Genomic DNA, 22,818 nt, shown 5'->3' with positions numbered 1-22,818 from the left:
CCTTCGGCAACGCGGCGTTCGATCAGACGATCTGAACCACCTTCGGCAACGCGGCGTTCGATCAGACGATCCGAACCACCTTCGGCAACGCGGCGCTCGATCAGACGATCTGAACCACCTTCAGCCAGACGGCTTTCGATCAGCTTGTCCGAGCCGCCTTCAGCGACCAGGGTGTGAGCAGGCGTTACTGCAAAAGCGTTAACTGCGAAAACCGAGAAAGCGATGCCGAGAAGGGTTTGGCGTTTCATGATCGTGTGCTCCAGAAAGTTGTTTGTTTGTCTGGAGCCGATGTTACTCCGCGCAGTTTTTATGAGAACTTCATTGACGTGATGGTGAACATCGACGCCGATGATGTTTGCCAGGAGCGTTGATTCAGAGCGCTTTCGCCCGGATGCACAACTCGCCGCTGGCACGAATCAGCGCCAGGTCGTGCAGCGCATCGGCGGCCAGAGTGCCGCGGACATCGGCCAGCCATGCCGGGCAATTCGGATCCTGACGATAGGGCGCGAAGGCGGCGTACTGCTGCAACAAGCGCTTTTGCAGTTCATCCAGGCGCGGGCGGATCTGTTTGCCCAGATCCGGACGCGGTGTGTCCGGTGCAGCACCTGCCGCTTGCCATTGCGCGAGCAGACCGTATTGCACCAGTTTGTTCGCTTCCATCTGTGCGGCGATCAGTTGCGCGACGTCGTCCGGATCGAGTTTGTGTTCGGTGGCCAGAGTTCGGGCATTGGCGATGACCTGCGCCTCGCGCGGGCTGTCCTGAATAGGCTTGCCGCTGTCCCATTTGGTCAACGCAACCAGATCACCGATGCTCAGGCGTTCATTCAAAGTGGCCAGTAGCGGTTTTAACGAAGCAGGCGCCGCTGCGGGTGCGGCTGCCTGAGTGTAGGCGGCCGACAGAGCGAGGAGGGAGCCAAGCAGAAAATTTGCAACGTTACGCATGAACCGAGCCTCAATAGTACGTGTCGACAGAGTCGCTGATTTACCACAGCCGCAACACTGACACAAAGCGATGCGCGGCATTTACACAAATGCAAAACAGACAATCAACACCGTCTGGAAATGTTGATTGCACGCTGCACGCAACTCACCGAAGCTATCGTCAATCAGGCCTGCCGCCGTCGAGATGGACCTCCATTCAATGCATAGCGCCACCTTCGCCAAACCGCTCTGGCAAACCTATCTGCTGTTTCTCGCGCCGATGGTGCTGTCGAACTTCCTGCAATCGATGTCCGGGACGGTCAACAGCATCTACATCGGTCAGATGCTCGGCACCCAAGCGCTTGCGGCCGTATCCGGCATGTTTCCTGTCGTGTTCTTTTTCATCGCCCTGGTCATCGGCCTCGGCGCTGGCGCAGGCGTGTTGATCGGCCAGGCGTGGGGCGCGCGCGAAACGCACATGGTCAAGGCGATTGCCGGAGCGACGTTGCTGCTGGGTGTGTTGATCGGTTTGGTCGCGGCGGTGCTGGGCACGGTGTTTGCGCGACAGGCACTGACGGGGTTGGGCACGCCGGCGGATGTACTCGACGACGCGGTGGACTATGCCCACGTCATGTTGTGGATTCTGCCATCGCTATTGGTATTCGTACTGTTCACCCAATTGCTGCGTGGGGTCAGCGATACGCTGTCGCCACTGCTCGCGCTGATCGTCTCCACCGCCGTGGGGCTGGCGCTGACGCCGGCGTTGATTCGCGGCTGGCTGGGTTTGCCGCCATTGGGCATTCAGAGCGCGGCGTATGCCGGGCTGGCGGGGAATCTGTCGGCAATGGCGTGGCTGGCCTGGCGGCTGATCCGCAAGGGCCATCCGCTGGCGCCGGACCGGGAGTTCTTTGCCGCATTGCGACTGGACCGGGTGATCCTCGGTAAGGTTTTGCGCATCGGCCTGCCGACCGGGGTGCAGATGATCGTGCTGTCGTTGTCGGAGCTGGTGATTCTGGCACTGGTCAACCAGCATGGTTCTCAGGCGACAGCGGCGTATGGCGCGGTGACGCAGATCGTCAATTACGTGCAGTTCCCGGCGCTGTCGATTGCGATCACCGCATCCATTCTCGGCGCACAGGCGATCGGCGCGGGACATCTGCAACGCATGGGACCGATCCTGCGTACCGGGCTGTTGATCAACGTGTGTCTGACCGGGGGCCTGATTGTGCTGGGTTATCTGTTGTCGCACTGGTTGCTGGGCCTGTTCCTGACCGAGGACTCGACCCGGGCGATGGCCGAGCACCTGCTGCATATCATGCTCTGGAGCCTGTTGGTGTTCGGCTTTCAGGCCATCATCGGCGGGATCATGCGGGCCAGCGGCACGGTACTGGTGCCGGTGGTCATCTCGATTGTTTGTGTGGTCGGCGTGCAGTTGCCAGCGGCTTACTGGCTCGACGGGCAGTTCGGTTTGCAGGGTGTGTGGATGGCGTTTCCGGTTGCCTATCTGGGAATGCTGATACTGCAGACGCTCTATTACAAACTGGTCTGGAAGCACCAGAAGATCGAGCGGTTGATTTAGGCTCGGCGGACAAACATTTCTCTGTCCCCCGAGACGAAAGCATCGTAGCGTATGCGCCCACAACAATAAGGGAATGACGAGGGTTCAAGTGGGAGCTTTTCGACTGCTGTTGGCGGTGTTGGTCGCTGTATCTCATATGGGCAAAAAGTTCGCCGGACTGAATCCTGGTGTGATCGCCGTTATCTCGTTCCTTATCATCAGTGGATTCGTCATGGCTTCGCTCATCGAGCGAAACTACCGTGAGCCGAGGAAGATCGGTCTGTTCTATATCGACAGGGCTCTGAGGTTGTATCCGCAATTTCTGGTCTACTTCGTCGCCTCGTGTCTGGTTATTCATTTTCTGTTGCCCGGTACGCCCCAAGCGGCTGAGCTGACATGGAAAACCCTGTCCACCAGTGTGCTCATGCTACCGCTTGGCTATTACATGTTCGGCGTCGGCGCGACCGAGATCCTGCCACCGGGCTGGTCGCTGGGGCTGGAAATGAGTTTTTATATGCTGATCCCGTTTCTGCTGATTTTCAAAGCGCAGGGTCTTGCCTTTGCGGTATCGGTCGGGATTTTTCTGCTGGCGTGCCTTGGCTTTATCAATACCGATATCTATGGATATCGTTTGCTGCCGGGAGTGTTGTTCATCTTCCTGTGCGGCTGCTATCTGTACCAAGACAATCTCAGAGCAATGGTCGTTGTCACCGGCACAGCCGTTGCGGCGGGACTGCTGTTTGTTGCGATCATGCTCGGATGGATCGAGCGTCGTCCGTTCAATGCCGAAGTCACTCTCGGTATCGCCGTGGGCATTCCTTTGGTCTACATGTTGACCAAACTGAAGTTCCATCGGATGGACGAGTTCCTGGGCAACATCAGTTATGGCGTGTTTCTCAACCACTTTGTGGTGATGTATCTATTGCGAGGTTTTTGGCCCGTCGCGTATGACGCCAACGTTGTCGGAGCGGTGCTGGCGTTGTCATTTTTCTGCAGTGGCCTGACGTATTACTGCGTCGAGCGTCCGGCGCTGAAGTTGCGTCACCACCTGCGCGGCAGGGCGAAGGAAAGGCTGGTTCAACCGGGTAGCGCCGAGAAAATTGTATCCCCTGTGGGTGAGCGTGAACTGGCATAACGCTCGGCTGTTTGCTTAAGTCAACCAAGGCCCTCGACGACTCACGCCGCCAGGAGAATGTCATGACGTTGCGATTGCTGCTGGTTGCCGCGTTTACATCGTGCGTCATGGTCGGTGCGCAGGCCGCTGAATACAACCGGGTCAACGCCAGCGCCAGCCAGATCAGTTTCACCTACAACCAGATGGGCTCGCGAATGTACGGCACCTTCGGCAGATTCGAGGCGACGCTGGACTTCGATACCGACGACCTCGGCAAAGCCCAGACCACGCTGCATATCGATCTCGCCAGCATCGATGCTGGCAGTGAAGACGCCAATACCGAACTGGTGAAACCGGCGTGGTTCGACACCGGGAAATTCCCGCTCGCGGTGTTCAAGTCCAGCCGTTTTACTCAAGTGGACGAGCATCGTTATCAAGTCGCCGGTCAGCTCACGCTCAAGGGCATCACTCGCGAGGTCGAGGTGCCGGTGGAGTTGAAACCGGACAACGCCATCGGCATCTTCGATGGTGAGCTGGTGCTCAACCGTGAGGCGTTCGGCCTCGGCGCAGGGGAGTGGGCCGACAGCGTGGTGTCCAGAGACATCAACATCAAATTCAGAGTGGTGGCGCCACAACAGTGACCGTTCAGTAATATCGGTCCTGTTCCTTCATCGCCTGGATCTGCCAGAACGTCCGGCCGGAAATCAGCAGGAACAGCAGGGCGATCGTCACGCCGCCGGTCATGATGTAAAAACCTGCGCGATAGCTTTGCAGCTGGCTGGCGATGGCGCTTTTTTCCGGCATCCAGGGCGAGACCAATAGCGCAATCGGGCCATTGACTTCGTACTGGGTGTGTTCGGCGTAGCGTTCGTCGACAAAATCACCTTCATGGAGCTGGCCCAGCTCGTCGGCATAACGATAGTGAATGATTTTGCCATTCTTGTTCATCAGGATCTCTTCCAGCTGCGTGACAGTGCCGTTGGTTTGCGCGCCATTGAAATTCAGCAGCGCATACAGAATGCCTTGATGGCGCGCCATCCCGGCGAGGAGCAAGACCACGCAGCAGGCGACAGTGAGCATGACGACGCGGTTGTAAAGATGATCTTTTGCGGCTTCGCGCGGGTAATACATGGCCCGGTCCTTGGTAGTGAAATGAGGGTGTTCGTTACATCGGCCTTCGACAGCGGATCTTTAAACGGTGGTCTATCGCGGCACGGTATGATGTCGCGGTTCGTCGACGGCTCTGATCATCGGCAACGTTTTTTATCGCCGGAGTTTGCCCATGCCACGCATCACCCACTACACCTCCCCATGCCCGGAAAGCGTCAACAGCCAGATCCTGCAAATGGTCGTCGACTACCTGACCGACATCAGTGCGGTCGGCCTCGGCCCGAGCAATCTGCTGTACAACGTTTATCAGTACGCGGTGGGTTATGAGGTGCATCTCTACCTTGAGGCGTTGAACGGCCAGAAGGGCACCGAGGTGGAATTGCTGGTGGCCACTAACGATGAAGACCCGGAGCAAGTCATCGGATTCCTCATCTGTCTGCCGGTGCAGGGCGATTGGGAGGCGTGCAGCGTCGCGTACATGGCGGTGCGTGAAGGCCATCGGCGCCAAGGTGTGGCGCGGGCGATGCTCGCGGACATGGTCGGGCGCTATCCGCATGCGGAAATGGCCTGCAGCATTGGCAAGGTCCCGTATTTCGAGGCACTGGGTTTTGAAGTGATCGGCCAGCGCGAAACCCAGGTGCTGATGAGCACGCGGCATTACCGCAGCAACGGCCTGCGCGGGTTCATCGACACCACGCCGATCTATCGCTCGCTGGAAGTGCAGCAGATTCACACCTATCTGCTGCAGAAGAACGGCAAGCGCGCGATGCTCGATGCGGAAAAACAACGCGACCGCCATCTGGACCAGACCAGCCGCCACGTAGAAGAATTTGTCCGTCAGCGCCTGACCCTGCACTGATCGTCGGCCAATCAAAAGCCCTTGCTGCGCATCCCGCGGCAAGGGCTTTTTTGTACCTGCTAACCGAGCTTGACGTTCATGGTGATACGCGCGGTGAAGACTTTTTTACCCTCGCAATCGTGAATGTCGACGTTGACTACCTTGTCGCCATCGCTTTGCCAATCCACACCTTCAGCGCTGGCCACGGCGGTGACGTCGGTTTTCGCCTTGGCCAGATATTCCACGGTCATGCCTTTGGGAATCCAGCGCGCGCCGGCCGGGATCGACACGTCGGTCATCATTCCGCCGGCCAGTTCTGCCGCGTTGCACATGGCGATCGCGTGCACCGTGCCGAGGTGGTTGGTGATTTCCTTGCGAAACGGCACTTGCACGGTGGCGGCATTCGGGCGCAACTCGGAAATCAGCGGATTGATGGTGCTGAAGTACGGGGCGAACTGACAGGCCATTTTGCTGAATGCATCCGGGCCGACGCTGTTGAACATGCTGAGAGATTGACTCATGGGAAGCCTCGCTTGGTAGTTTGCAGAATGATGTTCCGTTACAGAATAATGTTCTGTAACGGAACGGTATTCTGTTCACGGCAAATCTGTCAACCTAGGCGCGATTTGTTCACGGGCACGTGACGCCTTTATCAACCTCCGTTTTTGGACCCGAGCAGCATGGACACCGCCGATCTACTGGAACGCAGCTACCCCGGCCGCCGCGCCGAACTCAAACGCGATATCTTTCGCAAGGCCCTGAGCCTGTTCAATGAACAGGGGATCGAGGCCACCACCATCGAGATGATCCGTGCCGAATGCGACACCAGCGTCGGCGCGATCTATCACCATTTCGGCAACAAGGAAGGGCTGGTCGCGGCGCTGTTTTTCACCGCGTTGGAGGATCAGGCGCGTTTGCGTGATGCGTATCTGGACGCGGCCAATACCACTGAAGAAGGCGTGCAGGCGCTGGTCTTCAGCTATGTCGACTGGGTCGAGCAACAGCCGCAGTGGGCGCGATTCCAGTACCACGCGCGGTTCGCCGTGACCAAAGGCCCGTTCAAGGACGAGCTGGCCGAGCGCAACAAGACGCGCAACCTGCGTCTGCGCCAATGGCTGACGCAATCGGGTCGCGCCGCCGAACTGCAGGATTTGCCTGCCGAGCTGCTGCCATCGCTGATCATTGGCCAAGCGGACAGCTACTGCCGAGCCTGGCTGGCAGGGCGAGTCAAAGGCAGCCCGAGCGCCTATCGCGAAGTGCTCGCGCAAGCGGCGTGGCGTTCGATTCGCGCCGAAGGTCTCGCCGAGAACTGAAATACGCAGACAAAAAAGAGCCTCAAAGCTCTTTGATGGGGAGGAAGTAGAGCCCGTGAGGCTCAAGAGGCGTGTGAAGCAAAGCGTGGGCTTGATTGGGGTTCAGAACACCCACACCTACGCAGCGCCGGATCAATCCAGTCACCGCGTAGCTTCATCCTAGGAGCGCGCAATGGACGACTCAAGTACCGCCAGTCGTCCCTGCACAATGCCGCTTCATGCCGGGCGCGATCCCGGCCAACCGGATTTTGCCAATGCCGCCAGAAGCGTCTGCCCATCCAGGCCCGGCACCGAATGACCGTTGCCCTCGCTGCTGTCGCTGGCGAGCAGGGCATTGATGATCGCTTCTTCAACGGCTTCGGTCGCGGCCAGAAACAGCTCGCTGATGTGGTCGTTGTTGACCATGCGCAAACCGTCGCAGGTGGCTGCGCGTTTAGCCTCGTAAGCGGCAGGCGGGACGTGATCATTGCCGGTGGCGAAGGCAATGAAGATGTCGCCGCTGTGGTCTTCGTTACCGCCGCCGGTACGCGCCAGGCCCAGGCTGGCACGCTGTGCCAGACGCGTGCATTGATGGGGCAGCAGCGGCGCATCGGTCGCCAGGCAGACGACGATCGAGCCCATGCCCGGGTGCGGCAGCGCTGCTCGCAGGAACGGTGAGTCCTTCTGTTCCATATAGCGCCCGACCGGGTAACCATCGACGCGTAATTCACTGCGAATGCCGTGGTTGGCCTGCACGATCGCGCCGACGGTCCAGCCTCCCTGGGCAGCACTCAAACGGCGCGATGCGGTGCCGATGCCACCCTTGAATTCGTGGCAGATCATGCCGCTGCCACCACCCACCGCACCTTCGCCTACCGGCCCATCCACGGCGCCGTTCAGCGCCTCGGCGACATGCTCGGGTTTGACGTGAAAGCCGTTGATGTCATTGAGCAGTCCATCAAAGGTCTCCAGCACCACCGGCATATTCCAGTAAAGCCGCCCGTCATCCGGCTGCTGCTCTCGGTCCAGCACTATCAGCGCATCACGCACCACACCGAGGCTGTGGGTGTTGGTAAAGGCAATCGGACTAGTCAGCAGACCGGCCTCGCGAATCCATTCCAGCCCGGTCGCATCACCGTTGCCATTGAGTACATGCACGCCGGCAAAGCACGGTTGCTGGCTGGTCGAGCCGGGGCGCGGCTCGATCAGCGTGACGCCGGTGCAGATGTCACGGCCGCTGCTGCTGCGACCACGTACATTGCTGTGACCGACGCGCACCCCCGGCACATCGGTAATGGCGTTGAGCGGGCCGGGTTGCATCTGGCCAATCAGGATATCGAGATCACGGGCACGCGGATTCATAAGATTCAGTCTCTTCATTGAAAAGGTCGGGCGGCTTACCGCTCGGATGAGGCAGGCAGATTTCTTGCGCGGGTTACTGGCCGTTCTTGACCTTGCTCCACACCCGCGTACGCACGCGTTCGGCGGCTTTGGGCAAGGGTTCGAGGGTGTAAAGCGTGGCCATGGCGGCAGGGGACGGGTACACCGCCGGGTTGTCGCGAGTGGTTGCTGCCACCAGCGTTGTCGCGGCGCGATTGCCATTCGGGTACGACAGGTGATCACTGACCGGTGCGATCACTTCCGGTCGCAGCAGGTAATCGATAAACGCCAGGCCTTGGGCGCGATTGGGGGCGTCCTTGAGCAGCACCAGAGTGTCGAACCACACCGGCGCGCCTTCCTTGGGCAGGCTGTAGGCGATCTTTACGCCGTTATTGGCCTGTTCGGCGTTGGTCTTGGCTTCGAGCATCGCCCCGGACCAGCCAACCGCCACGCAGATATTGCCGTTGGACAGATCGCTGATGAATTTCGAGGAGTTGAAGTAGGCGATGTGCGGGCGCAGCTTGAGCAGCAGTGCTTCGGCTTTTTTGTAGTCTTCGGGGTTGGTGCTGTTGGGCGGCAAGCCCAGATAATGCAGGGCGACCGGCAGCATTTCCGACGGCGAATCGAGCATCGCCACGCCGCACTCGGCCAGTTTGGCCAGATTGGCTTCGTTGAACAGCAACTCCCAGGAATCCACCGGCGCTTTGTCACCCAACACGGCGCGGACTTTGTCGACGTTATAGCCAATGCCGTTGGTGCCCCACAGGTAAGGCACGGCGTACTGATTGCCCGGGTCGTTGACCGCGAGTTTCTTTAGCAGATCGGGGTCGAGGTTTTGCCAGCCTGGCAGTTGATCGCGAGGCAATGGGGCGAGGGCGCCGGCCTTGATCAGGGTCGGCAGGCTGAAGTTGCTCGCCACGACAACGTCGTAGCCGCTGCGGCTGGTCATCAGTTTGCCTTCGAGCACTTCGGCGCTGTCGAAGGTGTCGTACACCGGCCGGATGCCGCTGTCGCGCTGGAAATCATGCAGGGTGTTCGGCCCGATGTAGTCGTACCAGTTGTAGACGTGCACGCTCGGCACGTCGGCTGCCATGGCGGCCGAGGAGAGACAAAAACAGGCCAGCAGGCCCGGGTTGATAGATCCACGGTGACGACGCATGATGCGGCACTCCTGGCCTGTCGCAGGCCGGTGATGAACTGGAGTGGTCAGGCTAACGGGCCGGTCACACCAGCCCCATTCCCATCATGGGTTACTCGAAAGGGGTAGTGCGTGGACGCGTTGTTGCAGGAATTGCCGGTGCATCAGAGTCTGGCGCGGGTATTTTCTCACCTCGGGCAGGACGGTTTCTGGCGCGCGCTGGTCGACACCCTGCGCCTGCTGGTGCCGCTGGACAATGCCCTCGTCGCCCTGATGCAGGCCGGCCAGCCGCCGCGTTTGCTGATCGACTTCGACAGCAAGGGCTACGTGGACGACCAGCAGGAGCTGGCCGGTTATACCGCCGGCATGTACCTGCTCGATCCGTTTTATCAAGCCGCCGTCAGCGGGATCAGCGACGGCCTGCACAGCCTGGCGTCCGTTGCGCCGGATCAGTTTCTGCACAGCGAGTACTACCAGAGCTACTTTCGTGCCGTGGTGGGCGAGGATGAATTGCAGTTTCTGATCAACGTCGAAGGCGCGGTACTCGGCTTGTCCCTGGGCCGCTCGACCGCGTTTGGCATGGCCGAGCAGGGTCGCCTGTTGTGCGTACGTGACTGGGTATTGGCGGCGATGCATCGCCACATGCAGTTGCTGCCGCCGCAAGGGCCGGTGGCTGAAGCGGTGGTGGGTGATCTGGCGACGTTGCTGGACCGTTTCGATGCCCGGCTGACCGCGCGCGAGATCGACACGGCGCGCCTGATCCTGCAGGGCTTTTCCAGCAAGGCGATGGCCCAGCAGATGGGGATTTCGCCGGAGACCGTGAAGGTGCATCGGCGCAATCTCTATCACAAGCTCAATGTCACCGGGCATGGTGAGTTGTTTGCACTGGTGCTGCGGCCGACGGTTTTTTGATCAACACAGAACTTGTGTGGGAGCGAGCCTTGGTGTTTCAGCTGATGCGCTGGAAGACCAGGGCTTTCAGGCCGCTCTCTGAATCGATATCGGGAAACTCTGGCGGGTTGTCCAGCCGATGATCGAAGCGCAGGCTGGGCGCTTCCTGGGTCACGCCATCAATGAGAAAGTCGGAACCGAACGACGGGTCGTTCATGCACGCCAGCACCGTGCCTTGCGCGGTCAGCAGTTCCGGCAAGCGGCGCAATACGCGTTGATAGTCCTTGGTCAGCAAAAAGCTGCCTTTCTGAAACGACGGCGGGTCGATGATCACCAGATCGTACGGGCCGCTGTTGATCACCTTGCCCCAGGATTTGAACAGGTCGTGACCGAGAAAGCTGACCTTGCTCAGGTCGTGGCCGTTCAGGCGGTGATTGTCGCGACCTCGGCTCAGCGCGGCGCGGGACATATCCAGGTTGACCACATGGCTGGCGCCACCCTCGATTGCCGCCACGGAAAAGCCGCAGGTGTAGGCGAACAGGTTCAACACCCGCTTGCCCGCCGCCTGTTCGCGCACCCAGTTGCGGCCGTAGCGCATGTCGAGAAACAGCCCGGTGTTCTGCTTGCGTCCCAGGTCGACGCGGTACTGCAAGCCACCCTCGACGATGGTCATTTCTTCGATTTCCTCACCGATCAGCCATTCAGCCGTGCTCTGCGGCAGATAACGATGCTGGATCAGCAAAGTGTGCGCGCCGGACTGCTGCCATTCGGGCGAGGCGGCGAGTTGCAGCAGTAAATCCCGCAGATCCTGCAGTTGCTCAGGCGCCGGTTCTTTGAACAGCGACACCAGTACCACGCCCTGCAACCAGTCCACGGTCAGCTGCTCCAGCCCCGGCCAGCAGCGCCCGCGGCCGTGAAAAAAACGGCGGGTTTCGCTGGGCGCCGTTGCCAGTGCGGGCAGCAAATGAGCGTGGAGGGTCGCGAGCGCTTCAGGGGTCATGGATCAGGATCGGCCAGTCAAAGGGCCGGCATTTTAACCACAAATGAGGGGATTCGATGGGCGCTGCGCTTCGAAAAACAACACCTTGGCGAAATCCTCTGTATCAAAAATGAATTTCTACAGGGCGCGCTGCTCATACCTGATAAGCAGCGGATTCAAAACCGCTTATCAAAAATGTAATTCGGGGGAGTGCTGTTCATGTGCCCTACACCTACGTCGAGCGCGCACCTTCCTGGCGGGTTGATTCTGATTGTCGAGGACGATCCGTTGATTCTGGAGTTTCTTTGCGAAATTCTCCAGGAGGAAGGGTTCAAGGTCGAACCGAAAACCAGCGCCGACGCTGCGTCGCTGTATCTGGAAAAGCACGCGGCGGACGTTGCGCTGCTGCTGACCGACATCACCATGCCCGGCACGCTTAACGGCGCCGATTTGGCTAATCTGTTCGGCGACCGCTGGCCGGAGAAACCGGTGATGGTCATGTCCGGCTATGAAACGCCTGAGACCTCCGGGGTCAAGCATTCGGTGGCGTTCATCAAGAAGCCGTGGGCGATCGGACAGTTGCTCGACTGTGTGGAAAGCGCGTTCAAATCCAAGGCGCCGCAGTTGCACTGACAAGTGCTACATTGCCGGGCCAGGCTGCCCGGCCAACTGTCAGAGGATTTGCTCTCTTGTCTGCACAAGCATCGGTTTTTGATCGCGCGTTCGGCGCGTTCCTGTTCGACATGGACGGCACCGTCCTCAACTCCATCGCCGCCGCCGAGCGCATCTGGTCAGCGTGGGCGGTGCGCCATGGCGTTGATGTCGAGACGTTCCTGCCGACCATCCATGGCGCGCGGGCGATCGACACCATCACCCGGCTGAATCTGCCGGGCGTGGATGCCGAGCAACAGGCAGCTTTCATCACCGCAGCGGAAATCAATGACGTTGAAGGCATTGTCGAGATTCCTGCGGCGGCAGCCTTTCTCAACGCGCTGCCGAAAAATCGTTGGGCGATGGTGACGTCGGCGCCTCGCGATCTGGCGTTGCGGCGGATGGCGGCGGCGGGTATCCCCGAGCCGGCGGTGATGATCACGGCGGAAGATGTAAAGGCTGGCAAGCCTGATCCTGCGGGGTATCTGCTGGCGGCGAAAAAGCTCGGTGTCGAGCCAGCGGATTGCCTGATTTTCGAGGACGCTGCCGTCGGCATTCAGGCTGCGGAAGCGGCGGGCGCGGCGTTGATGATTATCACCACCACGCACCAGCACCCGATCGAAACGGCGCATGCGACGTTGGCCAGTTACGATGCGATCAGCGTCAGCGTCGGCGCCGATGGTCTGCTTCGTCTGACGGAAATCTGATCTGTTCCGAAATGCCCCTCACCCTAGCCCTCTCCCGGAGGGAGAGGGGACTGACCGGGGGATATTCAGGTAATACGCCGACGTGAAAAGTCTTCTCTGAATCCATAATCGCTATGGTCTTTCAGGTCGACGTCAAATTCAGCACAACTCGATCGGTTCCCTCTCCCCCGGGAGAGGGCTAGGGTGAGGGGCTACGGTCTGCCAGACACAGGGGATCGTCGATCAAACAACATCCCCGTCACCGGTCGGCAGCTCAACCATGCCGGCAATATCGCAACTACGCTGATCCATGCTCGTGAAATCGTCGCCAAAGTCGAGCGCGGTGGAACTCCTTGCTAATGAGGTAAACGCATGAAGATCGATCTGAGTGGAAAACTGGCCATTGTCAGCGGCAGCACTGCCGGCATCGGTCTGGGCATCAGCCAGTCGCTGGCCGAAGCCGGGGCGACGGTGGTGGTCATCGGTCGCGACACGGCCAAGGTCGAGCAGGCGCTGGCGAGCATACGCCACGCGGTGCCCAGCGCGCAGTTGCGTGGTCTGACCGCCGATCTGGGCACGGCCGAGGGCGCGGAAAAGCTGTTCGCCGCCGAACCGCGCGCGGACATTCTGGTGAACAACCTCGGCATCTTCAACGACGTCGATTTCTTCGAGACTCCCGACAGCGAGTGGACGCGCTTCTACGAGGTCAACGTGATTTCCGGCGTGCGCCTGGCGCGGCATTATGTGCCGGCGATGGTTGAGCAGGGTTGGGGCCGGGTGATCTTTCTGTCATCGGAATCCGGGGTGGCGACGCCGGCTGACATGCTCAATTACGGCGTGACCAAAAGCGCCAACCTCGCGGTGTCCCACGGCTTGGCCAAGCGTCTGGCTGGCACCGGGGTCACGGTCAATGCGATCCTGCCGGGGCCGACTTTCACCGACGGCCTGCAGGACATGCTCAGAGACGCGGCCGCCGAATCCGGGCGCGACCTGCGCGACGAAGCCGACGCCTTTGTGCGCAAGGCCCGTCCGACGTCGATCATCCAGCGTGTGGCGGATGTTTCGGAGGTGGCGCATCTGGTCACGTACATTGCTTCACCGCTGTCCTCGGCCACCACGGGCGCAGCCTTGCGCGTCGATGGCGGTGTAGTCGACAGCCTGACGATCTGAATTTTCCAAAAGAGAGGTTTTATGCCAACTGCATCCGCAACCATCGACATCCCGGCCTCGGCCGATCAGGTCTGGCAATTGATCGGCGGCTTCAACACGCTGCCGGACTGGCTGCCGTTGATCACCAACAGCGAAATGAGCGAAGGCGGGCGAGTGCGCACCCTGCAAACCGCTGACGGCGGCGTGGTCGTCGAACGTCTGCAGACCTTCGATAACGCCGCAAAAAACTATAGCTATTCGATTGAACAGGCACCGTTCCCGGCCAGCGATTACCTGGCGACGATCAAGGTTGAAGCCCAGGGGCAGGGCTCGCGGGTGACGTGGTCGGGGCGCTTCAATGCAGTCGGCGTGAGCGATGAAGAAGTGGTGGCGCTGTTCAACGGCATCTACCAGGGCGGGCTCGAAGCCTTGCGGGCGAATTACCCAACCTGAGACGCAGATCGTTCCCACGCTCTGCGTGGGATGCAGCCCGGGACGCTTTGCGTCCCATTTCGAAAGCCGGAACGCGGAGCGTCCCTTGAGGCATTCCCACGCGAAGCGTGGGAACGATCGGCGCGAGACGTCAGGCCTGGCTAATCAAACTCTGCCGACAATCCAGCACCAGTTTCGCCCCACCCAAATCACTGCCGCCCACCTCAAGACTGAAGCCGTGCAGGCTGACTATCGCCGCAACGATCGACAACCCCAGACCAAAACCACTCTGCGGCTGGCCACCCTCGGTGCGGTAAAACCGCTGGAACACCGCCTCACGTTCAGCCTCGGGAATCCCGGGCCCTGAGTCATGAACCTCGATCCGCGTCTGGCCATTGGCATTGACCCCACGCAACATCACCGTGCCGCCGGGCGGGGTGAATTTGATCGAGTTGCTCAGCAGGTTCGCCAGCGCTTCGAACAGCAACGCGCGGTCGCCATTGAGCGGCGGCAGCGTCTCCGGCATGTTCAACTGGAAACGCAGATCGCCTTCCTCGGCCAGTGGCAGATAGAACTCGTGCAACTCCTCCAGCAAACGCACCGGATCAAGTTCGACGAAACCTGAACGGCGCTGGCGATCTTCCAGTTCGGAAATCCGCAACAAACCCCGGAAGCGCGCCATCAGCGTATCCGCTTCAGCCAGTACCAGATCCAGTTGCGCCGCTTCTTGCGAACCTTCACCCGCCTGTTGCTGCATGCGATACAACTGCGCGCGCAGGCGGGTCAGCGGCGTGCGCAAATCGTGGGCGATATTGTCGCAGACGCCCTTGACCTCGTTCATCAAGCGCTCGATGCGCTCAAGCATGGCGTTGACGATGGCGGCGAGCATGTCCAGTTCATCGCGGCGATTGGACAACGGCAAGCGGTGCGTCAGGTCACCGGCGACGATGGCCTGGGCGCTGTTCTGGATCGCGCGAATGCGCTGCAACGGTCTACGCCGCAGCAGATGCCAACCGGCGACCCCGGGAATAATCGTCAGCGACACGCCCCAGAACAACGCGTGCAAAATGATCCGCGTCACCGCAAACAGCGAGCCATTGTCACGCAGCAGCACCAGCCAGCGCCCGTCGCGAGTCTGGGTGGCCACAGCATCGCAGCTGTCGCTCGGCAGAGTCGGATCGTCGGAATCGGCGCACTCGGCGAGCATATGGATCTTGCCGTCGAGCGGCAGTCCTTCGGGAATTTGCTGAAGTGCGCCGCCCAGGTAAACGCCGTCAGCGCTGAACAGACCATAGGCGTCGACACCACGAATATCGAAGGTCATGCTGGCGGCGAGGGCGTCTTCGAGTTGCTCGCCGCGAAAGTGCGAAAACAGATGCTGACGTTGCATCAACGAATGTTTGGCCAGTTTGTCGAGGTAGCCGGATACCTCGTAGTACATGACCCCCATGAGGATCGCGCTCCACGCCACGAACAGCGAGCTGTACAGCGCCAGCAAGCGGCTGCTGGACGAGCGCCAGCCGTCAGACGGGTTCGGCAATGACATAGCCGGAGCCCCGTACCGTGCGGATCAGCGGAACGTTGCCGGCTGCGTCGATCTTCTTGCGCAGACGGCCGATGTGCACGTCGATCAGGTTGGTGCCCGGGTCGAAGTGATAACCCCAGACCTCTTCGAAAATCATCATCCGCGAGAGAATCTGGCCGCTGTTGCGCATCAGAAACTCGAGCAGTTTGTATTCGGTGGGCAACAGCGTCAGCACCTGTCCGGCGCGGCGGGCTTCATGGCTGATCAGGTCGAGTTCGAGGTCAGCGACGTTCAATGTCGTGGCCTGGGTGGCGACGCTGTTCTGTCGGCGCAGCAACACTTCCACCCGCGCGGCCATTTCATCGGTGGCGAACGGTTTGGTCAGGTAGTCATCGCCACCGGCGCGCAAACCGCGCACGCGCTCATCGACATCGGAGAGGGCGCTGATCATCAGAATCGGCGTCGCCACGCCCATGGTGCGCAGGGTGGTGACGATGGCCAGACCATCCAGCTCGGGCAACATGCGGTCGAGGGTGATCAGGTCGTAGTTGCCGCTGACGGCACGGTCGAGGCCCTCGCGGCCATTGTCGACCCAGTCGACATCCAGCCCGTGGCTGCTCAGTTCGGCAACGATTTCCCGCGCGGTCACGGCGTCGTCTTCGATGGTCAAGATACGAGTCATAGGCAGGCCTGCTGATCGGTTCAAACGGAATGGCAGCATTTTGCCAAGAATTTACCGTGACGCTTTAAATTAACTTTCATCTTCGTCGCGACGGTGAATCGGAATTGATCGGATTTGCCTGTCAGCCATCAATGCAGAAAACCCGCAGGCGCTGACCATTTATTGCAAATTGCACGGATCAGCGAAGTTCAAACTTTATAACCTGTTGAAAATAAAGAGTTTATTTTGTTTCTGTAACTGGCACGGTCACTGCAATTCCTCACCTGACGAGTTGTAACACCATTTTTCATGCCTGGAGCAGTACAACAATGAATAGATCCCCTGATGGCTATTATCCTGCCGTGGAAGAGTCGAGCAGCGTCTCAGGCGTGTCCTGGGGCGCGATCTTCGCCGGTGCTGCGGCGGCCGCTGCGCTGTCGATGATTCTGGTGCTGCTCGGTTTCGGTCTGGGCTTTTCGGCGGTTTCACCGTGGGCCGGAGAGGGCGTCAGCGCCAAGGGCCTGGGCATTTCGACGATTGTCTGGCTGGCTGTGACGCAGATCATTGCTTCCGGCATGGGCGGCTACATTGCCGGTCGTCTGCGGGTGAAATGGGCGAACATGCACGGTGACGAAGTCTACTTCCGCGACACCGCCCACGGCTTCCTCGCCTGGTGCGTCGCCACGCTGGTCACCGCTGTGCTGGTGGTCGGTTCGGTCAGCAGCGTCGTCAGCGGCGGTGTGCAGGCTGGGGCTAACGTCGTCGGCGGTGCTGCCGGTGCCATGAGCCAGGCGGCCGGTTCTGCCGCAGCCAATACTGACAGCGATCAGTACGGCTACTTCGTCGACAGTCTGTTCCGTGACGACCGTCCGGCTGCCGTCAGCGATGACGCCGCACGCGGCACCGTGACCCGCATCTTCGCCCAGAGCCTGGCTAACGGTCAGCTCAGCGCCGAAGACCGCACCTACCTCGCACAACTGGTGTCGCAACGTACCAACCTGAGCCAGGCCGATGCTGAACGTCGCGTTGACGAGATCTACGCCAACACCCAGAAAGCCATCGCTGACGCGAAACTGAAAGCCCAGCAAGCTGCCGACACCGCCGCGAAAGTCGCTGCCTACACCTCGCTGTGGATGTTTGTCGCGCTGCTGGCCGGTGCGTTCTTTGCCAGCCTGGCAGCCACCTTCGGCGGTCGTCGTCGCGATGCAGTCGAGTACGTTGAAGTCGACACCTACACCACAACCACTCCGGTCCGTTAAAAAGGAGAGTCACCATGCGCTCATTACTGCTGTTCTTCCTCGGCGTACCGATCCCGATCATCATCCTGATCGCCCTGTTCGTACACTGATCCCTCTGAGGCAGGATGCCTCTGCCGCTTTCATCTTCGGCTGAAAGCGGCTTTTTTGCGTTTGGGAACTGCAAACGCAAGCTTGGTGAATTACTCGGTCGGCACGACATTATCCAGCGCTTTGTTCACGGCCAGTTCTCCCAACATCACCACTTGCGCAATGCCCAACAGGGTATTGCGCCGTGAGCCTTCGAGCATCCCGGCAAAGTCACCGAGCATCACCGTGGCGGACGCCAGGGATTCGCACGCGTTGACCAGCAAGGATTCGGTGTCGGATTGCGGGTTGACCATGAACAGAGTATTGGGGCTGTACGGCGTGGCGTTGATCCTGGCCGGCGGATTGGAAGGTGTGTGTGACATCAGCTGAAACTCCGATGAGAGCCGCTTGGTGTGAGAGAGAACGCCGCGGGGCGACGTGCACGCTGGCAGTGAGGGAGCACGCCCCCTCATACCTCGGTTGCGGCTAGTTCGACACGCGTCGGCTGTCGAGCACGCGATTGACGACCAGCTCACTCAGCATGATCACCTGCTGCAACATCAGCAGCGAACGGCGCTGTGCAGGCTCGATGACGTTGCTTATTTCGCGGGCCATGTCGTTCGCCGCAGCCAGCGATTCACAGGCTTCGAGGAGCAAGGTTTCCTCGTCCACCGTTGGGTCGACGAGAAAGATCCGGCCCGGTTGACGATTGGGAATCGTAGTCTTGAGGGTTTGCGGATCGAGATAAAAGTTGATGGCGCGAGCGGCGGCGTCTTTTATGCTCTGGGGCTCCAGAGCGGGGTCGTACGGGATCGAATCGGCTTCTGGCGGGTTTGGCGTTACTTTGAACATGGATGACTCTCTATCTTGAAGGAATGAAGAGCCGTCACTATCGCTACCAAACGAAGGGTGGCGGCCACGCGCAGGTTGGTAGACCGGTCAAGATAGTTAACCCCGGCGCTCACGAATGAGCCCCACGCATGGTCACCATGAAGAGCTGACCCTCAAAGGAGGGGCCGCTTAAAGGGACGCCATACAACTATCAAGAAACGGGCTACCAAACCCGATCACTGTTTTGCAGTGACAGGGAAACGATATAGCCCTACCGATAGCCGTGTAAGCCGGCGGATTCTGATGCACCCGTAGGCAGCGACGCAAGGCGTTGTAGGTCCGATGCCGTAACAGCGCGTGTGATTTAAACATGATCGACAAATTGCGTTTATCCACTGCGCAAGGGCCGGCATGCCTGAGCCTTTTGCTTTCGGCAACTCAACAAAGCGACAATCGGTTCCCGAAGTGCCCTAGCTTCACTCCCCCGATTTTTCGATTAAGGAAGAATACGTTGGACAAGAAGGAAACCAAACGCCAGGTCAGCGAAATGCTCGATGCCGGTCGCTCGAAAACCGAGACTTTCAAGGCATTCTCCGGTGGTGCGCTGAAAGACAAGGCTCTGGCCTATCTGATCGGCTCGCGTCCCGATGCGGATCTACTCGGACGCCACGCCGGCAAGATCAAAATCCTTCTTGGACTGACTTACGTTCAGGCGCTGATCGGTCTGGTGGGCGGCTATCTCCTCGGGCTGACCATCAGCAGCGGTTTCGCCATCGGACTTGGTTTGTTCGCCGGTGGCGTGCCTTTGCTTTTTGCCTGGGGTTTCTATCGCAACGCGGCCCATGCCTATACGGTGTACGTGATGCTCTCGATCAGCCAGATGCCGCGCATGTTCAAGGAATATGCGGATGACCCGATCGGTACGGTGGTCGGTGTGGCGATCACGCTGGCGATGATCTTCTACGTCGCTTGGCTGAAAAACCTGCTGTTCCCGGACCTTGCGTTGATCGGCGCAAAGAAGATCAAAGGCCAGTTCGTCTTCTCCAACTAACCGTTTCCATCCCGCCATTTTCACTGGCCTGGATCAATATTTCGCCTGGCGATATCGCCTACCGTAAATGATCCAGGCCTTTGCTGAGGTATGAGCTACAGTGCTTGTCGCGCACCTTGTTGCGCTGACGAAGTATCCGCGTCGACGTTGAAAACACAGCAATAAAAGCGTCGACGAGGCGTAGTGCAGCAAGGAGCTGACACAACCTCAACTGAATCTTCACGGACGAACACCGTAATGAACTGCCTAGAAAGAACCTTCGATATCCAGCCCTTGGTGCAGGCGGACATGACCGTGCACATCAACGGCCAAGCGGTCAGCGCCGCCATTGGCGAAACCGTTCTCAGCGTCATCCAGTCCCTCGGCGTGCGCCAGATCGCACGCAACGATCACGATCAAATCAGCAGCGCCTATTGCGGCATGGGCGTGTGCCAGTGCTGTCTGGTGAAAATCAACGGTCGGCACAAGCGCCGCGCCTGCCAGACCGTGGTCCGCGACGGCATGCAGATCGAAACCCGAGTCAACCGCGTCGTCGCGCAGGAGGTTGTATGAGCCTGCAACCGTTGATCGTCGGCGGCGGGCCGGCGGGAATGGCTGCGGCCATCGAACTGGCGCGCCACGGCGTGCGCTGCACCTTGCTCGAAGAGGCTTCGTGCCTCGGCGGCGTGGTCTATCGCGGGCCGTTGCGCGACGGCGTGCAGCTGGATTATCTCGGCCCGCGTTATGCCGAAGCACTGGACAAACTGCACGGTGAATTTCAGCAGCAGTCAGGGCTGACCGACGTGCGCCTCAACCATCGCGTGGTCGGCGCTGAAGGCACCCGCGCTCTGGTGGTGCTCGATGGCGATGAACAGCTGCACGAGATCGCTTATCCGCAACTGCTGTTGGCCGCTGGATGTCACGAACGCAGCGTGCCGTTTCCCGGCTGGACGTTGCCGGGAGTGATCCTGCTCGGCGGTCTGCAGTTGCAGATCAAGAGTGGCGTGGTCAAGCCGCGGGGGCCGGTGATCATCGCCGGCACCGGGCCGTTGCTGCCGCTTGTCGCGACCCAGTTGCATGCGTCTGGCGTGCGCGTCGCCGGCGTCTATGAGGCTTGCGCATTCGGCAAGATCGCCCGTGAGAGTCTGGCGCTGCTGAACAAGCCGCAGCTGTTCCTCGACGGCTTGAGCATGCTCGCTTACCTCAAGTTGCACGGCATCCCGATGAACTACGGTTGGGGGGTGGTCGAGGCCCACGGCGAGGGCGAATTGAAAAGCGTCAGCGTCGCGCCATATTCGTCGACGTGGGAGGCGGATCTGTCGCGGGTCGAGCGTTTCGAAGCGCAGACGCTGGCGGTCGGTTACGGTTTTATTCCGCGCACGCAATTGAGCCAGCAGATGGGCCTTGATCACGGCTTCAGCGCCGATGGCTATCTGCGTGCCAACGCCAATGTCTGGCAGCAAAGCAGCGTCGCGCATGTGCATCTGGCCGGCGACATGGGCGGGATCCGCGGCGGCGAAGCGGCGATGCTCGCCGGCAAGATCGCCGCCACTTCTATCCTCCTGCAACGCGGCGTGCTCGACGCCGAGCTCGCCCGGGTGCGCCGTGATCGCTACGCAAGCAAACTCAGAGCCATCGTGCGCTTTCGTGCGGCGGTGGATCGCTACACCGAACGCGGTGTCGGGCAGATTGCTTTGCCCGCAGCCGACACGGTGATCTGTCGCTGCGAGCACGCAACCCGCGCCGACATCGATCTGGCCCTGGAGCAGGGTGTGCAAGACATCGCCAGCCTGAAAATGCGCACCCGCGTGAGCATGGGCGATTGTCAGGGGCGGATGTGCGTCGGCTATTGCAGCGATCGACTGCGCCAGGCCACCGGACGTCAGGATGTCGGTTGGCTGCGCCCACGCTTTCCAATCGATCCGGTACCGTTTTCCGCGTTCCAGTCTCTCGGCACGGAGGGCGCTTGCCATGAGTAAGTTCTACGACGTGGTCATTGCCGGTGGCGGCGTGATCGGCGCCTCCTGCGCCTACCAATTGTCCAAACGCAAAGATCTCAAGGTGGCACTGATCGACGCCAAGCGCCCCGGCAATGCGACCCGCGCTTCGGCTGGCGGTTTGTGGGCGATCGGCGAGTCGGTCGGCCTCGGCTGCGGGGTGATTTTCTTTCGCATGATGTCGGCCAACCGCAAGCGCGCAACCCAGGGCGCTGCGGTAGCGGTGGACGCCAGTACGCCGCATATTCTGCCGCAGTCGTTTTTCGATTTTGCCTTGCAATCCAACGCGCTGTACCCGGCGCTGCATCGCGAGCTGAAAGACAACCACGGCATGGATTGCAAGTTCGAAAAGACCGGATTGAAATTCGTGATCTATGACGACGAAGATCGGCTCTACGCCGAGCACATCGTCGGCTGCATTCCGCATCTGGCCGATCAGGTGCGCTGGCTCGATCAGGCGGCGTTGCGCGCGGCTGAACCGAGTGTCAGCCATGAGGCGCGCGGGGCGCTGGAGTTTCTCTGCGACCATCAGGTCAGCCCGTTCCGCCTCGCCGATGCCTACATGGAAGGCGCGCGGCAGAACGGCGTCGACCTCTTCGTCAACACCAACGTCACCGGCGTGTTGCATCACGGCACTCGTGTGACCGGCGTGCAGACGGCAGAAGCGGGCGTGTTTCACTGCAAGACGCTGATCAACGCCGCCGGTGCCTGGGCGGCGGATCTGAGTGAGTGGGCGACGGGAATTCGTATTCCGGTGAAACCGGTGAAAGGGCAGATCCTGCTGACCGAACGCATGCCGAAAATCCTCAACGGCTGCCTGACTACCAGCGATTGCTACGTGGCGCAAAAGGACAACGGCGAAATCCTTATCGGCAGCACCACCGAAGACAAAGGCTTCGACGTCACCACCACCTACCCGGAAATCGCCGGGCTGGTGCAGGGCGCGGTGCGCTGTCTGCCGGAGCTTGTGGACGTCAATCTGAAGCGCACCTGGGCGGGGCTGCGTCCGGGCTCGCCGGATGAGTTGCCGATCCTCGGGCCGATGCGTGGGGTCGAGGGTTATCTGAATGCTTGCGGGCACTTCCGCACCGGCATTCTGACGTCGGCGATTACCGGTGTGCTGCTGGATAAACTGGTGAATGACGAACCGCTGCCGCTGGATATCACGCCGTTTCTGGCGGATCGGTTTGCGGTTGCAGCCGTCGAGCCACTGCCCGCGCTGGAACTGGCCTGATTCTCTCCCACATGATCGTTCCCACGCTCTGCGTGGGAATGCCTCAAGGGACGCTCCGCGTTCCAGCTCGGGAAGT

Annotated in this window: 26 protein-coding genes; 15 read left to right on the top strand and 11 right to left on the bottom strand. The window is 60.2% G+C overall.

Translation table 11 applies throughout. The annotated features are described in order from the left end of the window. The coding region (locus F8N49_RS10790) for a hypothetical protein (RefSeq protein WP_151551399.1) at positions 1 to 248 on the bottom strand (248 nt) is incomplete at its 3' end. 124 nt (positions 249 to 372) lie between these two features. Further along, positions 373 to 942: a chorismate mutase gene (locus F8N49_RS10785; RefSeq protein ID WP_071171781.1), complete on the bottom strand. Its 570-nt coding sequence runs from the start codon at positions 940 to 942 to the stop codon at positions 373 to 375. 199 nt (positions 943 to 1,141) lie between these two features. Between F8N49_RS10785 and F8N49_RS10780 the strand changes: the two genes are divergently transcribed. The 3 genes from F8N49_RS10780 (at position 1,142) to F8N49_RS10770 (ending at position 4,234) form a co-directional block, all read left to right on the top strand. Further along, entirely contained in the window at positions 1,142 to 2,500 is a 1,359-nt protein-coding gene (locus F8N49_RS10780) for an MATE family efflux transporter (protein ID WP_122612156.1), read from the top strand. Between the two features lie 88 nt (positions 2,501 to 2,588). Beyond that, a complete protein-coding gene (locus F8N49_RS10775; RefSeq protein WP_071171783.1) occupies positions 2,589 to 3,614 on the top strand; it encodes an acyltransferase in 1,026 nt (341 codons plus the stop codon). A gap of 62 nt (positions 3,615 to 3,676) precedes the next feature. Continuing rightward, complete coding sequence (locus F8N49_RS10770; RefSeq protein WP_071171784.1) at positions 3,677 to 4,234, top strand: YceI family protein; 558 nt, start codon at positions 3,677 to 3,679, stop codon at positions 4,232 to 4,234. Positions 4,235 to 4,238: 4 nt separating this feature from the next. Here F8N49_RS10770 and F8N49_RS10765 read toward each other — a convergent pair whose 3' ends face one another. Beyond that, positions 4,239 to 4,724: a DUF3592 domain-containing protein gene (locus F8N49_RS10765; RefSeq protein WP_071171785.1), complete on the bottom strand. Its 486-nt coding sequence runs from the start codon at positions 4,722 to 4,724 to the stop codon at positions 4,239 to 4,241. A 151-nt stretch (positions 4,725 to 4,875) separates the two neighbouring features. Here F8N49_RS10765 and F8N49_RS10760 point away from each other — a divergent pair, with 151 nt between their 5' ends. Next, complete coding sequence (locus F8N49_RS10760; RefSeq protein ID WP_071171786.1) at positions 4,876 to 5,562, top strand: GNAT family N-acetyltransferase; 687 nt, start codon at positions 4,876 to 4,878, stop codon at positions 5,560 to 5,562. 59 nt (positions 5,563 to 5,621) lie between these two features. Here the strand turns inward: F8N49_RS10760 and F8N49_RS10755 are convergent, their stop codons facing one another. Then, a complete protein-coding gene (locus F8N49_RS10755) occupies positions 5,622 to 6,062 on the bottom strand; it encodes a hotdog fold domain-containing protein (protein ID WP_122612158.1) in 441 nt (146 codons plus the stop codon). Positions 6,063 to 6,221: 159 nt separating this feature from the next. Between F8N49_RS10755 and F8N49_RS10750 the strand changes: the two genes are divergently transcribed. Further along, the gene (locus F8N49_RS10750; RefSeq protein ID WP_024013378.1) at positions 6,222 to 6,854 is read left to right on the top strand and encodes a TetR/AcrR family transcriptional regulator; all 633 of its coding nucleotides are present in this window, start codon (positions 6,222 to 6,224) and stop codon (positions 6,852 to 6,854) included. A 216-nt stretch (positions 6,855 to 7,070) separates the two neighbouring features. Here F8N49_RS10750 and F8N49_RS10745 read toward each other — a convergent pair whose 3' ends face one another. Together F8N49_RS10745 and F8N49_RS10740 are read right to left on the bottom strand one after the other, a co-directional pair. Further along, complete coding sequence (locus tag F8N49_RS10745) at positions 7,071 to 8,195, bottom strand: P1 family peptidase (protein WP_151551397.1); 1,125 nt, start codon at positions 8,193 to 8,195, stop codon at positions 7,071 to 7,073. 73 nt (positions 8,196 to 8,268) lie between these two features. After that, positions 8,269 to 9,372 (bottom strand): polyamine ABC transporter substrate-binding protein, encoded by a 1,104-nt coding sequence (locus F8N49_RS10740; protein ID WP_151551394.1) that lies wholly within the window; start codon positions 9,370 to 9,372, stop codon positions 8,269 to 8,271. A 111-nt stretch (positions 9,373 to 9,483) separates the two neighbouring features. Between F8N49_RS10740 and F8N49_RS10735 the strand changes: the two genes are divergently transcribed. Continuing rightward, positions 9,484 to 10,263, top strand: a complete 780-nt coding sequence (locus F8N49_RS10735) for a helix-turn-helix transcriptional regulator (RefSeq protein WP_130901738.1) — start codon at positions 9,484 to 9,486, stop codon at positions 10,261 to 10,263. Between the two features lie 37 nt (positions 10,264 to 10,300). On the opposite strand, the gene F8N49_RS10730 is transcribed toward F8N49_RS10735, so the two are convergent. Continuing rightward, entirely contained in the window at positions 10,301 to 11,242 is a 942-nt protein-coding gene (locus F8N49_RS10730; protein WP_151551392.1) for a class I SAM-dependent methyltransferase, read from the bottom strand. Between the two features lie 198 nt (positions 11,243 to 11,440). On the opposite strand from F8N49_RS10730, the gene F8N49_RS10725 reads away from it, so the two are divergent. The 4 genes from F8N49_RS10725 (at position 11,441) to F8N49_RS10710 (ending at position 14,160) form a co-directional block, all read left to right on the top strand. Further along, positions 11,441 to 11,854, top strand: a complete 414-nt coding sequence (locus F8N49_RS10725) for a response regulator (RefSeq protein WP_071171792.1) — start codon at positions 11,441 to 11,443, stop codon at positions 11,852 to 11,854. 56 nt (positions 11,855 to 11,910) lie between these two features. Next, positions 11,911 to 12,579 (top strand): HAD-IA family hydrolase, encoded by a 669-nt coding sequence (locus F8N49_RS10720; protein ID WP_122703806.1) that lies wholly within the window; start codon positions 11,911 to 11,913, stop codon positions 12,577 to 12,579. Positions 12,580 to 12,930: 351 nt separating this feature from the next. Continuing rightward, complete coding sequence (locus tag F8N49_RS10715) at positions 12,931 to 13,728, top strand: SDR family NAD(P)-dependent oxidoreductase (protein ID WP_151551389.1); 798 nt, start codon at positions 12,931 to 12,933, stop codon at positions 13,726 to 13,728. A gap of 21 nt (positions 13,729 to 13,749) precedes the next feature. After that, entirely contained in the window at positions 13,750 to 14,160 is a 411-nt protein-coding gene (locus F8N49_RS10710) for an SRPBCC family protein (protein ID WP_151551386.1), read from the top strand. Between the two features lie 130 nt (positions 14,161 to 14,290). On the opposite strand, the gene F8N49_RS10705 is transcribed toward F8N49_RS10710, so the two are convergent. Next, entirely contained in the window at positions 14,291 to 15,685 is a 1,395-nt protein-coding gene (locus F8N49_RS10705) for a HAMP domain-containing sensor histidine kinase (protein ID WP_151551383.1), read from the bottom strand. Further along, positions 15,663 to 16,346 (bottom strand): response regulator transcription factor, encoded by a 684-nt coding sequence (locus F8N49_RS10700; protein WP_016775228.1) that lies wholly within the window; start codon positions 16,344 to 16,346, stop codon positions 15,663 to 15,665. The genes F8N49_RS10705 and F8N49_RS10700 overlap by 23 nt, the downstream gene beginning before the upstream one ends. 308 nt (positions 16,347 to 16,654) lie before the next feature. Between F8N49_RS10700 and F8N49_RS10695 the strand changes: the two genes are divergently transcribed. After that, the gene (locus F8N49_RS10695) at positions 16,655 to 17,584 is read left to right on the top strand and encodes a hypothetical protein (RefSeq protein ID WP_016775227.1); all 930 of its coding nucleotides are present in this window, start codon (positions 16,655 to 16,657) and stop codon (positions 17,582 to 17,584) included. Between the two features lie 179 nt (positions 17,585 to 17,763). On the opposite strand, the gene F8N49_RS10690 is transcribed toward F8N49_RS10695, so the two are convergent. Both F8N49_RS10690 and F8N49_RS10685 read right to left on the bottom strand, forming a co-directional pair. Continuing rightward, positions 17,764 to 18,123: a DUF6124 family protein gene (locus F8N49_RS10690; RefSeq protein WP_372241021.1), complete on the bottom strand. Its 360-nt coding sequence runs from the start codon at positions 18,121 to 18,123 to the stop codon at positions 17,764 to 17,766. Between the two features lie 13 nt (positions 18,124 to 18,136). Further along, positions 18,137 to 18,502 carry a DUF6124 family protein gene (locus F8N49_RS10685; protein ID WP_122751085.1) on the bottom strand — a complete coding sequence of 122 codons (366 nt, stop codon included), beginning with the start codon at positions 18,500 to 18,502 and terminating at the stop codon, positions 18,137 to 18,139. A 490-nt stretch (positions 18,503 to 18,992) separates the two neighbouring features. Here F8N49_RS10685 and F8N49_RS10680 point away from each other — a divergent pair, with 490 nt between their 5' ends. From F8N49_RS10680 to hcnC, 4 genes are all read left to right on the top strand, one after another. After that, positions 18,993 to 19,532: a hypothetical protein gene (locus F8N49_RS10680; protein WP_071171800.1), complete on the top strand. Its 540-nt coding sequence runs from the start codon at positions 18,993 to 18,995 to the stop codon at positions 19,530 to 19,532. A gap of 237 nt (positions 19,533 to 19,769) precedes the next feature. Further along, a complete protein-coding gene (locus F8N49_RS10675; RefSeq protein ID WP_151551379.1) occupies positions 19,770 to 20,084 on the top strand; it encodes a (2Fe-2S)-binding protein in 315 nt (104 codons plus the stop codon). After that, the gene (gene hcnB, locus F8N49_RS10670; RefSeq protein WP_151551375.1) at positions 20,081 to 21,490 is read left to right on the top strand and encodes a cyanide-forming glycine dehydrogenase subunit HcnB; all 1,410 of its coding nucleotides are present in this window, start codon (positions 20,081 to 20,083) and stop codon (positions 21,488 to 21,490) included. Before F8N49_RS10675 ends, hcnB begins: the two co-directional genes overlap by 4 nt. Next, positions 21,483 to 22,742: a cyanide-forming glycine dehydrogenase subunit HcnC gene (hcnC, locus tag F8N49_RS10665; protein ID WP_151551371.1), complete on the top strand. Its 1,260-nt coding sequence runs from the start codon at positions 21,483 to 21,485 to the stop codon at positions 22,740 to 22,742. The genes hcnB and hcnC overlap by 8 nt, the downstream gene beginning before the upstream one ends. Positions 22,743 to 22,818 lie beyond the last annotated feature (76 nt).

The organism is Pseudomonas sp. GXM4, assembly GCF_008923895.1.
Lineage (GTDB): Bacteria > Pseudomonadota > Gammaproteobacteria > Pseudomonadales > Pseudomonadaceae > Aquipseudomonas > Aquipseudomonas atacamensis.
The sequence above is the reverse complement of the archived record's forward strand: the minus strand, read 5'-3'. Positions and strand labels throughout refer to the sequence as shown.

Coding starts and splice junctions, on each gene's coding strand:
- F8N49_RS10785 (WP_071171781.1), bottom strand. CDS start 942: ATGCGTAACGTTGCAAATTTTCTGCTTGGCTCCCTCCTCGCTCTGTCG.
- F8N49_RS10780 (WP_122612156.1), top strand. CDS start 1,142: ATGCATAGCGCCACCTTCGCCAAACCGCTCTGGCAAACCTATCTGCTG.
- F8N49_RS10770 (WP_071171784.1), top strand. CDS start 3,677: ATGACGTTGCGATTGCTGCTGGTTGCCGCGTTTACATCGTGCGTCATG.
- F8N49_RS10765 (WP_071171785.1), bottom strand. CDS start 4,724: ATGTATTACCCGCGCGAAGCCGCAAAAGATCATCTTTACAACCGCGTC.
- F8N49_RS10760 (WP_071171786.1), top strand. CDS start 4,876: ATGCCACGCATCACCCACTACACCTCCCCATGCCCGGAAAGCGTCAAC.
- F8N49_RS10755 (WP_122612158.1), bottom strand. CDS start 6,062: ATGAGTCAATCTCTCAGCATGTTCAACAGCGTCGGCCCGGATGCATTC.
- F8N49_RS10750 (WP_024013378.1), top strand. CDS start 6,222: ATGGACACCGCCGATCTACTGGAACGCAGCTACCCCGGCCGCCGCGCC.
- F8N49_RS10745 (WP_151551397.1), bottom strand. CDS start 8,195: ATGAATCCGCGTGCCCGTGATCTCGATATCCTGATTGGCCAGATGCAA.
- F8N49_RS10740 (WP_151551394.1), bottom strand. CDS start 9,372: ATGCGTCGTCACCGTGGATCTATCAACCCGGGCCTGCTGGCCTGTTTT.
- F8N49_RS10730 (WP_151551392.1), bottom strand. CDS start 11,242: ATGACCCCTGAAGCGCTCGCGACCCTCCACGCTCATTTGCTGCCCGCA.
- F8N49_RS10725 (WP_071171792.1), top strand. CDS start 11,441: ATGTGCCCTACACCTACGTCGAGCGCGCACCTTCCTGGCGGGTTGATT.
- F8N49_RS10715 (WP_151551389.1), top strand. CDS start 12,931: ATGAAGATCGATCTGAGTGGAAAACTGGCCATTGTCAGCGGCAGCACT.
- F8N49_RS10710 (WP_151551386.1), top strand. CDS start 13,750: ATGCCAACTGCATCCGCAACCATCGACATCCCGGCCTCGGCCGATCAG.
- F8N49_RS10705 (WP_151551383.1), bottom strand. CDS start 15,685: ATGTCATTGCCGAACCCGTCTGACGGCTGGCGCTCGTCCAGCAGCCGC.
- F8N49_RS10700 (WP_016775228.1), bottom strand. CDS start 16,346: ATGACTCGTATCTTGACCATCGAAGACGACGCCGTGACCGCGCGGGAA.
- F8N49_RS10695 (WP_016775227.1), top strand. CDS start 16,655: ATGAATAGATCCCCTGATGGCTATTATCCTGCCGTGGAAGAGTCGAGC.
- F8N49_RS10690 (WP_372241021.1), bottom strand. CDS start 18,123: ATGAGGGGGCGTGCTCCCTCACTGCCAGCGTGCACGTCGCCCCGCGGC.
- F8N49_RS10685 (WP_122751085.1), bottom strand. CDS start 18,502: ATGTTCAAAGTAACGCCAAACCCGCCAGAAGCCGATTCGATCCCGTAC.
- F8N49_RS10675 (WP_151551379.1), top strand. CDS start 19,770: ATGAACTGCCTAGAAAGAACCTTCGATATCCAGCCCTTGGTGCAGGCG.
- hcnB (WP_151551375.1), top strand. CDS start 20,081: ATGAGCCTGCAACCGTTGATCGTCGGCGGCGGGCCGGCGGGAATGGCT.
- hcnC (WP_151551371.1), top strand. CDS start 21,483: ATGAGTAAGTTCTACGACGTGGTCATTGCCGGTGGCGGCGTGATCGGC.